Source organism: uncultured Chitinophaga sp., assembly GCF_937898475.1.
GTDB lineage: Bacteria > Bacteroidota > Bacteroidia > Chitinophagales > Chitinophagaceae > Chitinophaga.
Genome location: NZ_CALEJS010000004.1, coordinates 1 through 14,912 on the forward strand (window position 1 = coordinate 1; position 14,912 = coordinate 14,912).

Here is a 14,912-nt window from a genome sequence, read left to right on the forward strand (position 1 = left end):
GCGTGGGGTTCCAAACATTGAAATAGAATTTGACACAGTTTATTTTACACTCCCACAGAGAACCGATATCCGCCGAATCAATAGATAATAAAGCAACATTCCTAGCAATTGGTTCCAGGTTTTCCAGCTCAAACGCGACATCCTCAAATTGAATAGACTGAAAGATCCTGGTTAATGCCTCCCTGAACAATTCTTTGCTCAGTTCCTGTACCGGCGAAAATTGCGCTTGTAGCCGCCTGAGTTGTTCTTCATCTAATTCTTTCTCCAGTCGGGAGATTGTTTTGGTTATAAACTCGCTCTCAGAGGCATTGCCATTTGGCAACAGCAGTTGTTGAATATTATAAAGTAACACCAGCCAGGGCATGGCACCCTTCTCTCGGTATTTACAAATATGCTCAACATTCTTTTCCAGATATTCCTTTACCTGCTTAAATTCCTCTGCTTGGTTCTCAAATGGCTTCCTGAATAAATTTGAGTTAAAGTGGCTCAATGTAATCTTCTGTGTATCATATTCCGACAAGTCGAACTGCTTTAGTATATCATAAATGGCATTTTCTATTTCGGGCATATGATAATCTCTGAAGAAAAGCATTGCATTATACAAGGTTGATATAACAAGTTCTTCATCAGTATCAGGATGAACCTCTACACAAGCTGTAAACAGCGTACCGTAAAATGCAGCATCAAAGATGTTCTTTTGTTTTTCAAAACATCTGAAAAGACATAACCAGCCCAAGAAAGGAAAGTTTTCCACTTCGAAGGAATACAATAATACTTCTTCTGCAAAGTTTCTGGCAGTTTGGTATTGAAAATTGAAATTTAACGCATCAATAAAATTCAGATATATGTCATAGAGAAACCGCTTGTAGGTAATTTGTTCCCTGACCAATGCAGAAAAGAATACGATCCACGTATAGCATTCTTCTAGTTCTTCTGATGAATATTGGCGCTGTTCAAGAAGGGACAGCCGATCAAGAAGGTATTCTAAAATACCAACCACCTTTTCTTCCGGAAAAGAATGCTCAAGTTTCAGGGTAGACAAACTAACCCGGATATCTTTGTTCAGTGTGGATTGTAGTAGATCAAGCAGGTCCTTTTCTGTTGTTTCTCTATCGTAAGAAACATGTTGGAATGGTTCCTTTTTTCTGAATGTCCGGTCTTCTAATTTGCTCAATGAATTTATAAGTGATTGAATCAGGTAATCTAAACCATGAGAGCCAACCGTCTTGAATATCTGCAGAAGCTGGATTCTTGCTTCTCTATTGCCACGTTGGAAGGCGATAGCACTCATCACTGTGGGCAATAGAAAGGAGATTCTCTCTTCAATTATTTTTTTTGCAGTTTCCTTTTTCTTAAGTGGCTTTTCAAAATAGAACAACTGGCGCATGCAATATTCCAATTCAGATACATTAGCCCAGATCACATCTTCCAGTGGAATTTTGTGTATGCTATCCTGTAGTATGATGGGTGAAGAACCAGGCAAGCCGAGAGGGTATTCCTGGAATTTATAGGTGGACAGGAGATGCGTTATAGGAATAGGGCTTATGCAAAATGACAGGAGTTTTTCACTCATTTCTTGCTCAGTCGAGTAATAAGTATTGGAGGCCATTTCCCTGGCTTCCATTTGCTCTTGTCCCATGATGACCATCCCTCTTTTAAACGCACCTGTGGAAAAGTAGTTGGATAATAGGAAAGGGTCAAGTGCAAAACAGTCATTTATCACGAGACCGCTGAGAGAAGGATAATCGGGCACAGCAATGCAGATAATATCCTTCGAAACTTTATCTCCAAGATACTGTTGCAGCGCTTCTTTTTTTTCTTGTAGCCGGAATGTAGCCTCAGTTACTTCATCAAGTACCTGCTCATATTCTTTTGAATTAAATGGAAAAGGTACAATACATGCTTCCAATATCAGATAAACTGTTTCAAGTTCGAAAACTAAGGAATCTCTGAGTGGTTTGGGTAGTGTAGGATGTCCTACAACAGATAATCGCTTTATGCCTTTGTCTGTTTTGTCAACCATTATATCTTCAGCCAAATACCTGGAGAATAGACCAAGATGTTTTCCCTTTGGTATATATTTATTAATTAGTTGGTTGGCCAAATAGGCTGTGTTTAACTTTGAGATAGCATTTGTGTTAAAATAATAGTCTGATCCATATGAAAGAAGAGGCGATTTCCAGAGGTCTATATTCCCATCCATTACAGTGAATATGCTGGAAAGTATTTTTGCAACAGTGGTTTCTTTTATGCCTGATAATTTATGAAGGTGATGTGTTAGCTCCTTTTTACTTATTAGGACAGGAATGGAAGTAGTTATCTCTGTTTGCCCCTTTGTATTAAGAAACGCTTCATCAGTTATGGTCCAAAAGAGAAGCTGCAGATCACTGATAACAAGCAATATGGTTTGAATGGTAATGTTATCAAGCTCTTTTATATTGACATGTTGAAGATGAAAAAGATAAGCGATTTCCAAACCTGTGGATAGTTGTCTGTACCTGTTTTTTTGCTTCTTGCCGGAGAGCTTGAAAGTAAGTCTCCCTTTGGATATAACAGGAGTGGGTGAAAAAGTGTAAAAGTCCGGAAGTTTACCATCAAGGTATATGCTATATTCATGTAAATGGTTATTAAATCGCTCTGTACCTGCTCTTCTGAGACTGTAATAGTATTGTGGATAATGCTTGAATTTTATAGTATTCTCTTTCCTTTCTATTTCACAGAATTCACGTTTAAAATACTCAAAGGCATCTTTCAGATTAAATAATAGATTGGTACAGAGCATACATTTCCGCATAAGGGCCCATACATCTTTTTCACTCAATGTCGGCTTTCCTAGCTCTCTTTTAGGAGCATATTGGGAAATGATATTGATTAATACATTGCATACTTCGATGTTTATATCAGCTGCGTCTTGGATTTTCACCTTTTCGTTAAACACAGTCTCAATGTCTCCATTCAGGGCCTCGCCGAATTCGGTTGGCACATTCTTATCATCCTTGAGAAAACTGTCAATGGACGCCAGATTGAGAGAGATAGCATCGTAATTAGATAACAACAACAACTGGTGGATGACATTGATTCGGTCAAGATTAATTTCATCCAGTAAGGATTCAATCTCCACCATAATAGATTCGTAGATCTCATTGAGCTCTAAGATAGCAACAACTTCTCCATTATCTCTAATCTTATAATCATTCGTATTCCATACTGTTGTAAATTCGAGCAACCTGACGCCAAAAGTTGTTTTTTCAAATTCATCCGTAAAAGGATCGAATTCCGGATACGCTTTGATGAAGGACTTAATAATTTGAGATAGAGATAATACTATTTCTTCTGCGTTTTCGGTCATTTGAGTAGATTAAATAGTTTAAGCAAATAGGTCAGAATAAGCCTCTGCTACACACTCCGGAATTATTTTCGGGACAGATTGGTCAAGGAATCTAAAATACCCGACTGTTGGTGTATTGTACTATCAATTAACCTCCAAGTTTATGAAATGCCAAATGTATTGAGCTTAGAGGGGTAACGATTCAGTGCTAATCAAACCACAAGACGCTCAGAACATACCCATAACTATCGGAATAGTAGCACTGTTCGTACATATCCCTATCCGCATTGTAGGTCGCCTCGAACCAGTCATTAGGACTAACCGTTTCTATGCCAGTGTATCGTTTTCCAGAATCTGCAAAAAACTCTGCAGCTACTGTTCTTGGAGGTAATCTTTGGCCTCGTTTGAACCGGTTTACCCATTTAGGGAAGTCTTTGCTACGCGCAGACCATCTTATTTCGCCATTTTCTGACAGCACGGCGCATATTTCATGAGTTCCTATCTCTGCAAATTTGATGGCCGTGCTGAGCACACTGACTTGGAAGGCAGCGGATAATTGCAACACTGTATCCAAGGAGAACTTTTTCGGTGTTTTAACTGCCCTGAACAGGTTGTCCGGCATCAGCAGGCAACTGGCAAAGTAATCAGCTTCCTCTTCCATTTCATTCTGAGGGTTAAGATCATTACGGGAGCCAATTGGAGCAATAGCTCCTGATTTAATACCAATGCGGTGTTCGTCAATAAAATAATGTGCCAACTCATGTGCTAAGGAAAACCTTCCCCTAGGAGAATTTTCGCTATTGCCCCTGTCCAGATTGACGTGGATATACCACTGGTCCTGCTCTTCTTCGTAAACCAGCAGTCCATCAAAGGTATTTTCATAGTGATCATAACAGACTATAATCTCTTCCGATGCAGCAATGTTAAGAAGCGCTGTCACCTGTCCAACTTGATAAAGGGCGGCGATTTGTACGGCCATTTCCTTAAGGCTATTCCTTTTGTGATCCGTTATCATCACCTTTAGTTTGTTGCTGATTCTTTTTAATCTTATCCAGGATATTCTGGGGGATGTCCCTTTCTCCCTTCCGGGCTGCCATCTTCAGTGGCGCAGTTGCTGCAGGTTTTTGTACCGGTTTATCAAGTGATATTACTTTACCAGTCTTGATGCCCAGTATAACCTCTGGGTCTAATAATTCAGATTCCGGGATGACTATATCCGCATATAATTTCTCGAACCGTCGAAGCTCGCTGGTCGTTCTGGGGAAAATGAACCCGGTGGATGCCATCCAAGCTGTGATATTATTAGGTGTAATTTTCATATTAGTTGTTGCCATATAACTTCAAATAAAGAGCCACGGTTTCAAAGGCCTTTTTTTTATAAACACGGATACTTTCTTGGGTAAGATTAAATTCGTCTCGTAATCTTTTAGTTACGCTGCGGGGAATATACTCGCCATCGCCTGCTTTACTTTCATAGTAAGCATAAGTCAAGTAGATCGCTTTATGACTCGGTGGCAGGCTTTCTAGTGCGTTGCTAATGATATCATGTTGTTTCTGTAACTGTGCTTTCCTTTCGGGTTCCGGGTCTAAAATATCCAGATCGGGTAGTTCCCAGAAAATCTCGTTTTCAGGGATGTCCATTTTGGAATGCGTCGTGTTTCGCCTGTAATCAGATAATAGTCGGGTTGCAATCTTTCCTATATAAATTTCAACGCAATCATCCAGCGTCCAGTTTCGGCAATTTTCCTGTTTGAAGGAGGTGCAATATCTGAACTTACGAAATGCTTCAGTAGCGATTTCGTCTGCTATGGCATCATCATAGCCCATGTGATTTGCGACAACCCTGCATTTTTTTTGCACGCGTTCCCTGTATCGCATAATAAACGCCCAAAAGATAGCGTCCGCAACGCTTGGGTCTTCGGCTGGATCTGTGGTGGCCATACCGGCTATCAGATCTGCGGTGGTTTCATCTTTAAACAATTCCCACTCCATAGGTAAATACGTTCCAAGCTGGGGAACGTGGATAACTGGTTGAGGTTAAATAATAACGGAAAATAAACCGATTTAAGTAGATGACAAAATATTTCAACAGTTATCCACGGACGATACCCTTTATACACACTTATCACTGTTTAATGTATATACGGAAAACCGTTATAACGCCTTTCCGTATTATAGGTAGGGGACCAGCTGAGCTGGATTTACCTACATACGCAAAACCGTTATAACGGCTTCCCGTATTAAAGGTAGTAGCAGGTATCCTCAAGGCATGTGAATGTTAAATAATTAAATAATATAATAATGTTGACACCGCAGCAACGGGAGCAGTTCAGTGAAATCTTCGAAGAACTGGCAAAGTCCCTGGATATTACAAAGAAAGAGTATGAAGATGCAGTTACCAGTTATCAATTTGTAGGCCGTTGGCTAGCCGGTGAAGATTCGGAGTTAGCGGTCTATCAGCCTGAGATTCTGCCCCAGGGATCCTTCCTGCTGGGGACAATGATCCGGCCGGTACATGAAGACGATGACCTGGATATTGATCTGGTGTGCCGCCTGGTTGGTAAAAGAGATAACTGGGCACAGTTTCATTTGAAGCAGGCGGTGGGGAATCGTCTGAAAGCTCATGGGACGCTGGAGCGCATGCTGCGCGTACCCGATGGGCGGAGGTGCTGGACGCTTGACTATGCCGAAGAATCTCGTTTCCATATGGATGTCCTGCCTGCTATCGTGTGGCAGGGCTATCAGATCCTGCTGGAGAAGGCATTTTCTAACTCCTTTAGGGACCAGGATATAGCATCACTGGCCATACGGATTACCGACAAGGAAGCCCGTAATTACAAAGTAGCCACAGATCCACTGGAATGGTTGTTAAGCAATATGTTCGGTTATGCCGCCTGGTTCAAGGACCGGTCTGATATAAACCTGGTTAAGGCAATTAATTTAAGAGAGGCCATCAAGCCGGTACCCACCTTTCAGGTGCATAAGACGCCCCTGCAGCGTATCGTACAGATTCTGAAGCGCCACCGGGACATTATGTTTAATGGCGATGAGGACAAGCCTATATCCATTATTATTACCACCCTTGCCGCCCTGGCTTACCGCAAACAGACGGATATAATGACCGGTTTGCAGGAAGTAGTCGTAGAGGTGGACCGCTATATAGAAGACCACTATGATCCAGCTACCGACACTTGGTATAAGTGGATCGGCAATCCTGTTAATTCACTGGAAAACTTTGCGGATAAGTGGAGGACTCATCCCAAGCGCCAGACTAAATTTTACGAGTGGTTACAGGCAGTAAAGCAGGATATCACCTATGTTACGTCTCAGCGGCAGCTACCGGCCATCCGGGAGGCGCTTAGCCGTCCATTTGGAGGCCGGGTGATCGATAAAGTGTTCAATAACATGGCGACTACCAAAAGGGAACTGCGAGAACAGGGCGGTCTTCGCATGGCTGCAGGCACCGGTATGCTAGGTAACATTGGTAGGACAAGTGTTAGTGATCACTCATTCTTTGGCAGCAATGAGTAGGCTCTCATTACTGCACCAAGAGGGAGCGTTGCGGTCATATTTTCCCGGTTGCGAGATTTTCAGGGAGGGAGAGTCTGTACTCACCTGGATACATGCGCTGCAGCCTTCCCCGCTCAGTGATACCTATCGGGTAAAGCTGCATTACAGTAAAGGACAGGTAAAGGCCTATGTACTTACGCCGAAGTTAAAGCTGGCGGAAGGGGAGAGGAAACTGCCCCATGTCTACAGTACGGAACGTCAGCAACTTTGCCTGTATTATCCGGAAAAACGAGAGTGGCATGCCGGTATGCTGTTCGTGCAAACGATCATCCCGTGGATGTCCGAATGGCTCTATTTCTATGAGATATGGCTGTGCTGCGGTAAATGGCTGGGTGGAGGGATTGAACATAGCGGGGCAGAGCCTAAGTAAAATGGCATCATTTATTAACTATTAAATATCAATTCAATGAAAAATTACCATTTAACAAAACATGGCGATGACTGGCGACTGGCAAAAGAAGGCGCGTCTAGGGTTTCTTTAGATCTATCAGGGTTAAACAAGGTTCAGGCAACCCAACAGAGTGCGCAGTTTTTGACAGGGACTGGCAGTTCCTTGAAAATTCATAATGTAAACGGTCGGATACAAGAGGAAAGAACCTATCCCAAATCCATGGACCCCAAGAAAAGTAAAGGATAACGATAATGAAAAAAAAGACATGCAGGGTTTTATGTATTGACGGCGGGGGGATACGCGGTATCTTCCCCGCCAAATTCCTGGCGGAACTGGAAGGAGAACTCACGGCCAGGGGGAATGAAAAGCAGCAGGTTTTTCAGCACTTTGACTTGATCACAGGCACTTCCACTGGCGGAATACTGGCTATCGGCCTGGCATTAGGTATCCCAGCTATAAAATTATATCAGCTATACAGGGAAAATGCACGCAAAATCTTTGGTAGTAAAAGGGGGATATTGAAACAATTACAGTATTCCGCTCATGACCGGGGACATCTGGAAATGCTTTTACAGGAGGAGTTCCGTGCTGTAAACGGTGGCGTAGACCCACGCCTGGGGGATTGCAAGACCGGTGTTTGCGTCCCGGTTTATGACCTGATGGAGGGCCGGGCCTCGATGCTGAAAAGCAGGTACCACTCAGCCTTCAACCGGGACTACCATATTCCTGCGTATCAGGCAGCGCTGGCGACGGAAGCAGCGCCTACCTTCTTTGATCCATATACCTCTGGGTACACGGACCTGAAAGGAATTTACCAGACCTTTTCCAACAAGGTGGATGGCGGTGTGTTTGCCAATAATCCGACTCTGTCGGCCATCATAGAAGCTCAGAAGGCTTTTGAAGTAGGTTTATCTGAGTTGCAGGTACTTTCCATAGGCACTGGCCATCAGAAGTTTAATGATGCCTGTACCAGATCAAAATGGGGTATACTGTATTGGATTAACCCACGGCGCAAACGTATTATTGACCTATTTATGCAGGGGCAATCCCAGCAGGTACAAAATCTCATTAGTCTTCTTCAGAAAGGAATTGACAAGCAGGAAGGAGAGAATTTTCTTTATACTCGTATAGATACGGAGCTGGATGAAACCTGCAGGATCGAGCTGGATGAGACCAGCTCGATCAAACTGGATAAGCTAGCCGAGAAGGCACAGAAAGCTTTCCAGGACCGTGGCAATGCCGTGTTAAACCATTTTTTTACACTCCACGGTGTCGAAGCCGTTTAGGGCCGCATTATAAGTAAGTATGATTGCTTATTTGCCCGAAACTTGATAAAGATTATGCCTAATAGTAATGAGATTATATGTATGTGCTTTGAGAAATCCATGTCCTTTTCATGGCTCACTGTGGATTTATTCCAGTAAAGCAGACATATAATCTTATTTACTATTCATAACCTACTCTTACCAAAATACTTCCATCCTTATAAAATCCATGACTCATCCATCATTGACTTCCTTTCCTCGCTAGCTCAAATTTGTGTCTGTAAAACTTGTTTTTATGGACACTTTATTTATTCCGAATGAGAATGATTTCCGCAGATGGATCAGGGAGGCGGTGAAAGAGTGCTTGGAAAATACTTCCGTTAAAAGTGCCCAGCCCGCCCAGCCGGACAATGAACCCCTACGGAGCCGAAAAGAAATAGCGGGGATGTTTGATATCTCCCTGGTTACCCTTCACGACTGGATGAAAAGGGGGCTCCCATTCCATAAACAGCGTGGGCGAGTATATTTTCTCCGCTCTGAAGTGCTCGAATATGTGAAACAGAAACGCAAACCCACTTTTAAACCCCTGGGAGAATGAGAAAATTAACTATTGCAGAAGCTAAGCTAATTGGCCTAGCCGGCTACCTGGCTGCACACGGGTATTATCCTGATCCGAAGAAAAGTAATAGCAGGGAGTTGTGGTATTTCTCACCGCTCCCCGGCCGTAATGAAAAAGAAGCCTCTTTCAAGGTTGACTTGAAACTAAATCTTTGGATAGACTTCGGTATTAGGAAGGGAGGCAGTATCATTGACTTCGGGATACTGTATCACGGCTGTACTATCCCCGAATTCCTGGAAAAATTGGAAATGTTTCTTTCCTTTCACCGTAATTCCTCCCCGGCATTGCAGCAGACCACGGCGAAGATGCAGTTAGCTGGGCGCTCGACCTCTACTAGCTTTTCCAGTGAAAGAAAAAAAATACAGGTTGTTTCCGTAACTCCCATCATTTCCCCAGCGCTTGTCTATTATCTGGGCCAACGTAAAATACCCGTCGAGCTGGCACAAGTGTATTGTCGGGAAGTGCGGTACAAAGTGAGCGGCAGACTATATTATGCGATTGGTTTTCCCAATGATATCGGAGGATATGAGTTACGCAATCCTTATTTTAAGGGTAGCTGTTCTCCCAAAGGCACCTCGTTTATCGACAATGGAGCGCAGCGGATAGCTGTTTTTGAGGGATTTTTCAATTTCCTTTCCTTTCTCATTTTCTGTCAAAACCGGGATCTGCCACCCACTAATTTCCTGGTATTAAATTCCCTTTCATTTTTCGAAAAGAGCCGCCCATTAATGGAAAAACATGAGACCATTGACCTTTACTTAGACGGGGATGCTGCTGGCATGAAATATACAGGACAGGTATTAGACAATGCCCGGTACAAAGACAAAAGTGGTCTGTACCAAGATCATAAAGACATGAACCAATGGTTGATTGAGAATTTTTTGCAAGTGCAGCGGGAAGTGCAGGCTCTTGTCAGAGCCAGGAAATTGGCAGAGGGTACGCAGAACCAACAGGTTACCCGGGGGAGGGGACGCCATATTTAGAAAATTATTTCATCAAAATAAATGTAATCATGACCGATTTTAAAAGAAGAACCCTGATGTTGGACAGTGGCAAGCAAATAAAGTTGTTCGGTAACAGCATCGCCATTGGGAAAAGTTTACAGATCGGGGAGGGATATGCGCCTAATATTTTTTCCTGCGCTGAACAGCAACAAGTGGTAAAATCCACTGCTGAAGCTGGTAAACTACTTCAGGAGAGTAAACCAGCTAATGAGCAGCCACAGAAGAAAACAGTTATCAATATGATTAATCCTTACAGTTTAACAGAAGCAGAGATTTTCGAAATGGCAGATTACAATATCCGTCTGTGGATGGATTTGAAAGATAATATCCGCAAATACGGGGTGAATAATCCCAAGATCTTTAACCGGGACGCCCTGCTTTAACAGAGATTTTTAGGAAGAAGTAGGTGCCCGCTGACAAAATTTCCGCCACCAATTTTCCTGCTATTGGGTATAAGCTGCCTGTAAAGGGGCCGGGAAAGCGGGAAGTTGGTCAACTGACCGGTTATACTTTTGGTCAATAAAGGCTAAACGCACAAACAGCAAATAAAAGGCTAAAACAGGAATGGCTCTACGAATTGCATATGTGATGCCTAACCCACGAAAAAAATGCCGAAAAAAGAGGCTCCAAACTGAGTATATCGCAAGATTGGTTGCCCGGAGGAAGAGCAGTCTTTCAGACGCTCAGGAGCAAGGAGTGTTTTGGTGTACACCAAAACGCCGGCCCCTCATCCGCTACCCGCGGATTCGGGGCAATTTTTTTCATCCGCCTCCTGGCGGATTCAAAAAATTAAGAGGGAACGACTATGGAGAAGGCGAATAAACCAATAAGAAACAAAGGAGGGCGCCCTAAGAAGGAGCTTACAAAAGGGCAGCGAATTCCTATTAAATGTACCAGCTATGAAAAGATGGTCATTAAAGCAAAGGCCAAAAAAGCGGGTTTTACCGTATCAGAATATCTGCTGCAATTAGGACTAAACGGACAAGTTGACAGTAAGGTAAAAATGCTGCCTAAGGAAGTATTGGCCCTTACCGGTACGCTCAATCACAACGCCGCCAACCTGAATCAGCTTGCCAAAAAGCATAACAGTGTAACCGATGTCTTAACGCTGCTTGACCGGCTTGATCTGCTGACGCTATGTAAAGAATTGAAAGATCTCGTAACCCTCGTCAAAAATTATTTGCAATGATAGGTCGTCCGATTACAGGAAGTTCCTTTTTAGGTTGCATCAGTTATAACCTGGAAGATAAACGGGAACTGACCGAAGAACAGAAAGAACAGTTATCCCAGCTGGAAGGGGTACGGCATAAGAACCGGGCAGAAGTACTGGTCTACAACAAATGTTTCGGTGATAAATATGAACTGGCGGCACAGTTCAGGGAGGTCGCCCAATTAAGTAAACGAGTAGAAAAACCAGTGTTCCATTTTCCCATCCGGCTGGCTCCGGGAGATTCCATAAACCGCGACGAACTCATAGAAATAGCAGAAGCGTGTGTAAAGGAATTTGAGGTGGAAAATAATCAATATGTGATCATTTTACATAAAGATACCCCGGAGCCACATATTCATATTATAGCTAACCGGGTTGGCTTTGATGGAAAAGTTGCTAGTGACAGCTACAGTAAACGCCGGATGATGGCTCTTTGCCGCAGGCTCGAAAAGCAGTATAAATTAAGGGAAGTATTAGGTCCTCGAGCTTCTTTATCCAAAGAGTTACGGTTAATCCCCCAACATAATACCCGAAAAGAACGGTTGAAAAATGATATTCGCCGGACCTTGGAACAGGTAAAAAATTATCAGGAGTTTGCAGAATTGATGCGAAAATTAGGCTACACTGTATTGAAAAGTCGGGGGATTGCCTTTATTGATGATAAGAAGGTAAGAATAAAAGGCAGCGAGGTGGGATTTTCATTGTCAAAGATTGAGCAAATTTTACACCTTAAAAAAACGTTGGTGGATAAACAAGCCAAGCAAACATTACTTGAGGCAGTTCGGCGACAACAAACCACTAAATATCGGGCCAATACCCCGGCACAAAAATTATTGTTACAAACATGGCAGCAGGCGCAGCGGGAAAAATCTCCACTATTCCGGTTGCAACAGGAAATAAACATCGTAACACAGGAACTTAACCAATTGCTATATGATTTGTTTAAGCCGGAATATCCTGACCAATCTATTAATCCTGAGCTTATAAAAGAAGCTAAGCGTAAAAAGAAACGGAGGCCTCCGAAATGACAAGCTGATTTTTTAAAATAATAAAAGCGAGAACATGGAAAATATAGAAAAGGACAGTCTGCTTCTGGTGCTGAATGATTTTACTGAACAGCATAAAGAAATGGCAAAACAGTTCAATGATCTGAGAAATACCATTTCTTTACTGGAAGAAAAAATAGGTGGTTTTGAAAAGAAATTGGAAAATCTAAAAGTTACTTCCCCTCCTACGGATACTACGACCATACAGACTATTGTTTCTCAAGGGATGAGTGATGTTAAAAAAATGGTGGCCGAACAACCCAAAAACGTCCTGCAGCATAAGCGATTCTTGTTCTTCCCGGAACATAATGCCAGAGAGTATTATTCAGTGGTGCTTCGCTGGATATTATATATCATCATTGCTTCCTATTGCTATTTACTGTTAAAGCATATGATGGATCACTGGGTAGTTTAAAACTACTGCCAGTGTAAATGAAAAGAGTCAGTATAAGAACATGACGTTGAGCAATGGAAAATTTATTATTCCTATAAGGAATGAAGTGACCGTGCCGCCTGCATGTAGCAGCTGTTAATGAAATAAGAAAAACATTAAATACAATAAATTAAAATATGGGAGTAACACGTTCGTCTGTTGAAACGTATTTATACGTATTTGCTGATTTGTCTAAAATATTCTACAAGTATTTCAAAAAAATATTTTTTCTTTGTTCCAGTATGTTTGAAATGCTATGAAATAAAGAACATTTTCCTATATCTAATTAAGTAAGCAATGAATAGAACGTATTAATAGTACATAATTGAGTTGGCCCAAGACAGTGACCGATTTTCAAACCAGATGATGGATATCCCAAAGATGCAGATGTAAAACTGCAAATGTATGCTTCATGCCACACGTGGTACATCATTCTATGAGTTAACTGTCTCCAAGAAGTAAATTTTGGTAACATATACACCCTGAGTATGCGTATTGCATATCTACTTATGATGGTATTGCTATTGCAATGGCAACACCTATATTCGTAGGAGGCACCTGCATTGCAACATAAGCGGCCAGATAGTACCGGCAGCGCTTTAAGTCAATTTCCGGAGAAGTACTTTTCACAGGTAAGCGGTAAATCCAGCCACTTTGAAAAGCAGGTGAACAATCGCTCACAGAAAGCATTGGAACGCCTCACCCGCCAGGAAAAGAAAATGCAGGCCAGGCTGGCTAAGATAGACTCCCTTGCTGCAAAGAACATTTTTACCCGCTCTATCGATTCCATGGGTAACCTCCAGGCCAGGCTAAAACAAAAAGCCGGCAAATATGATCCCTCAAAGCTGGGCGCCGGCTACACCAGTTACCTGGACACCCTGCAGAATTCCCTGTCCTTTCTCAAAGACGCAAAATCATTAGGTGGCCAATCCAAAGCCCTGCAGGATAAAGTAAGCGGTTCCCTGCAAAGCGTACAACAGCTGCAGGCGCAATTACAACAGGCAGAACAGATCAAGGCCTATATCCGTGAACGGAAGCAGCAACTCAAAGAGCAGCTGGCGCAGTATACCGGCTTCACCAAAGATCTGGAGAAGTTCAATAAGGAAGCCTATTACTACGGACAACAGCTCAAGGAATACAAAGAGCTGCTGAAGGATAAAAAGAAAGCGGAAGCGAAAGCGCTGGAGATGCTCAAAAAAGTACCGGCCTACAATGATTTCCTGCAAAAGCATTCCCAGCTGGCTGGCTTATTCAATTTCTCCTCCGCTGCAGGCTCTGCGCCGAACCTGGAAGGGCTGCAAACCCGTGCCCAGGTAGAACAGCTTATTCAGCAACGTTTGGGAGGTGGAGGCCCTAATGCCCAGGCAGCGGTGAGTCAGCAGATGTCGCAGGCCCGTGAACGTTTCAATGAGCTGAAAGATAAATTCCCGGATGTGGACAATGCGGCAGATATGCCCGGCTTCAAGCCGAATGAGATGAAGACTAAAAGTTTTCTGCAAAGGCTGGAGTTTGGGGGTAACATGCAGTTTGCACGATCCACACAGTATTTCCCTACTACCAGTGATATAGCAGGACAGGTAGCTTACAAGTTTCACAAGAATGGCAGCGCCGGAGTAGGGGCGGCCTATAAGCTTGGGTTGGGCACGGGGTTTAATAATATCCGGTTCTCTCACCAGGGCCTGGGCTTGCGTTCCTTCCTGGACTGGAAGCTGAAAGGTTCTTTCTATATCAATGGCGGTTTTGAAGAGAACTATAATGCTGCATTCGCCAATACAGACCAGCTAAGGGACATTAGTAACTGGCAGAGGAGTGTCTTGCTGGGCATCAGCAAGAAGTACAAAGTAAGCAGTAAGCTGAAAGGTAATATTATCCTGTTGTATGATTTTCTGTATAACCAGCATGTGCCCCGCACAGATCCTATCAAGTTAAGGCTGGGTTACATTTTTTGAGATATTGTTTATTGTGCAGATAGTATGCGTAGCATAATAGCAATTTTGTAATATAACCATTTAACACGTGACACAACCTTATTTTCAAAGCAAACCT

Annotated in this window: 15 protein-coding genes; 11 read left to right on the forward strand and 4 right to left on the reverse strand. The window is 42.8% G+C overall.

Annotation, left to right across the window (positions count from 1 at the left end; genetic code table 11):
- From Q0577_RS00180 to Q0577_RS00195, 4 genes are all read right to left on the reverse strand, one after another.
- Nucleotides 1-3,349 (reverse strand): hypothetical protein (locus Q0577_RS00180; RefSeq protein WP_298731592.1); only part of this gene is annotated, 3,349 nt, incomplete at its 3' end.
- Between the two features lie 187 nt (nucleotides 3,350-3,536).
- Entirely contained in the window at nucleotides 3,537-4,307 is a 771-nt protein-coding gene (locus Q0577_RS00185; protein WP_298731594.1) for an ImmA/IrrE family metallo-endopeptidase, read from the reverse strand.
- Between the two features lie 10 nt (nucleotides 4,308-4,317).
- Nucleotides 4,318-4,662 (reverse strand): hypothetical protein, encoded by a 345-nt coding sequence (locus Q0577_RS00190; protein ID WP_298731595.1) that lies wholly within the window; start codon nucleotides 4,660-4,662, stop codon nucleotides 4,318-4,320.
- The gene (locus tag Q0577_RS00195) at nucleotides 4,649-5,320 is read right to left on the reverse strand and encodes a hypothetical protein (protein WP_298731597.1); all 672 of its coding nucleotides are present in this window, start codon (nucleotides 5,318-5,320) and stop codon (nucleotides 4,649-4,651) included. Before Q0577_RS00195 ends, Q0577_RS00190 begins: the two co-directional genes overlap by 14 nt.
- 309 nt (nucleotides 5,321-5,629) lie before the next feature.
- Between Q0577_RS00195 and Q0577_RS00200 the strand changes: the two genes are divergently transcribed.
- The 11 genes from Q0577_RS00200 (at nucleotide 5,630) to Q0577_RS00250 (ending at nucleotide 14,815) form a co-directional block, all read left to right on the forward strand.
- The gene (locus tag Q0577_RS00200) at nucleotides 5,630-6,859 is read left to right on the forward strand and encodes a nucleotidyltransferase (protein WP_298731599.1); all 1,230 of its coding nucleotides are present in this window, start codon (nucleotides 5,630-5,632) and stop codon (nucleotides 6,857-6,859) included.
- Nucleotides 6,852-7,268, forward strand: coding sequence for a hypothetical protein (locus tag Q0577_RS00205; protein ID WP_298731601.1), 417 nt, complete (start codon nucleotides 6,852-6,854; stop codon nucleotides 7,266-7,268). Before Q0577_RS00200 ends, Q0577_RS00205 begins: the two co-directional genes overlap by 8 nt.
- 36 nt (nucleotides 7,269-7,304) lie before the next feature.
- Nucleotides 7,305-7,535, forward strand: coding sequence for a DUF2188 domain-containing protein (locus Q0577_RS00210; RefSeq protein ID WP_298731603.1), 231 nt, complete (start codon nucleotides 7,305-7,307; stop codon nucleotides 7,533-7,535).
- A 5-nt stretch (nucleotides 7,536-7,540) separates the two neighbouring features.
- The gene (locus tag Q0577_RS00215; protein ID WP_298731605.1) at nucleotides 7,541-8,575 is read left to right on the forward strand and encodes a CBASS cGAMP-activated phospholipase; all 1,035 of its coding nucleotides are present in this window, start codon (nucleotides 7,541-7,543) and stop codon (nucleotides 8,573-8,575) included.
- A gap of 274 nt (nucleotides 8,576-8,849) precedes the next feature.
- Nucleotides 8,850-9,152 carry a helix-turn-helix domain-containing protein gene (locus tag Q0577_RS00220; protein ID WP_298731607.1) on the forward strand — a complete coding sequence of 101 codons (303 nt, stop codon included), beginning with the start codon at nucleotides 8,850-8,852 and terminating at the stop codon, nucleotides 9,150-9,152.
- Nucleotides 9,149-10,156, forward strand: coding sequence for a toprim domain-containing protein (locus Q0577_RS00225; RefSeq protein WP_298731609.1), 1,008 nt, complete (start codon nucleotides 9,149-9,151; stop codon nucleotides 10,154-10,156). Before Q0577_RS00220 ends, Q0577_RS00225 begins: the two co-directional genes overlap by 4 nt.
- Before the next feature lie 29 nt (nucleotides 10,157-10,185).
- The gene (locus tag Q0577_RS00230) at nucleotides 10,186-10,560 is read left to right on the forward strand and encodes a hypothetical protein (RefSeq protein WP_298731611.1); all 375 of its coding nucleotides are present in this window, start codon (nucleotides 10,186-10,188) and stop codon (nucleotides 10,558-10,560) included.
- Between the two features lie 422 nt (nucleotides 10,561-10,982).
- The gene (locus tag Q0577_RS00235; RefSeq protein ID WP_298731613.1) at nucleotides 10,983-11,366 is read left to right on the forward strand and encodes a mobilization protein; all 384 of its coding nucleotides are present in this window, start codon (nucleotides 10,983-10,985) and stop codon (nucleotides 11,364-11,366) included.
- Nucleotides 11,363-12,415, forward strand: coding sequence for a relaxase/mobilization nuclease domain-containing protein (locus Q0577_RS00240; protein WP_298731615.1), 1,053 nt, complete (start codon nucleotides 11,363-11,365; stop codon nucleotides 12,413-12,415). Before Q0577_RS00235 ends, Q0577_RS00240 begins: the two co-directional genes overlap by 4 nt.
- Before the next feature lie 34 nt (nucleotides 12,416-12,449).
- Nucleotides 12,450-12,848: a hypothetical protein gene (locus Q0577_RS00245; RefSeq protein WP_298731617.1), complete on the forward strand. Its 399-nt coding sequence runs from the start codon at nucleotides 12,450-12,452 to the stop codon at nucleotides 12,846-12,848.
- Between the two features lie 581 nt (nucleotides 12,849-13,429).
- Entirely contained in the window at nucleotides 13,430-14,815 is a 1,386-nt protein-coding gene (locus Q0577_RS00250) for a hypothetical protein (protein WP_298731619.1), read from the forward strand.
- The last annotated feature ends 97 nt before the right edge of the window (nucleotides 14,816-14,912 follow it).

Coding starts and splice junctions, on each gene's coding strand:
- Q0577_RS00215 (WP_298731605.1), top strand. CDS start 7,541: ATGAAAAAAAAGACATGCAGGGTTTTATGTATTGACGGCGGGGGGATA.
- Q0577_RS00225 (WP_298731609.1), top strand. CDS start 9,149: ATGAGAAAATTAACTATTGCAGAAGCTAAGCTAATTGGCCTAGCCGGC.
- Q0577_RS00185 (WP_298731594.1), bottom strand. CDS start 4,307: ATGGCCGTACAAATCGCCGCCCTTTATCAAGTTGGACAGGTGACAGCG.
- Q0577_RS00205 (WP_298731601.1), top strand. CDS start 6,852: ATGAGTAGGCTCTCATTACTGCACCAAGAGGGAGCGTTGCGGTCATAT.
- Q0577_RS00190 (WP_298731595.1), bottom strand. CDS start 4,662: ATGGCAACAACTAATATGAAAATTACACCTAATAATATCACAGCTTGG.
- Q0577_RS00220 (WP_298731607.1), top strand. CDS start 8,850: ATGGACACTTTATTTATTCCGAATGAGAATGATTTCCGCAGATGGATC.
- Q0577_RS00235 (WP_298731613.1), top strand. CDS start 10,983: ATGGAGAAGGCGAATAAACCAATAAGAAACAAAGGAGGGCGCCCTAAG.
- Q0577_RS00245 (WP_298731617.1), top strand. CDS start 12,450: ATGGAAAATATAGAAAAGGACAGTCTGCTTCTGGTGCTGAATGATTTT.
- Q0577_RS00200 (WP_298731599.1), top strand. CDS start 5,630: ATGTTGACACCGCAGCAACGGGAGCAGTTCAGTGAAATCTTCGAAGAA.
- Q0577_RS00240 (WP_298731615.1), top strand. CDS start 11,363: ATGATAGGTCGTCCGATTACAGGAAGTTCCTTTTTAGGTTGCATCAGT.
- Q0577_RS00195 (WP_298731597.1), bottom strand. CDS start 5,320: ATGGAGTGGGAATTGTTTAAAGATGAAACCACCGCAGATCTGATAGCC.
- Q0577_RS00210 (WP_298731603.1), top strand. CDS start 7,305: ATGAAAAATTACCATTTAACAAAACATGGCGATGACTGGCGACTGGCA.
- Q0577_RS00230 (WP_298731611.1), top strand. CDS start 10,186: ATGACCGATTTTAAAAGAAGAACCCTGATGTTGGACAGTGGCAAGCAA.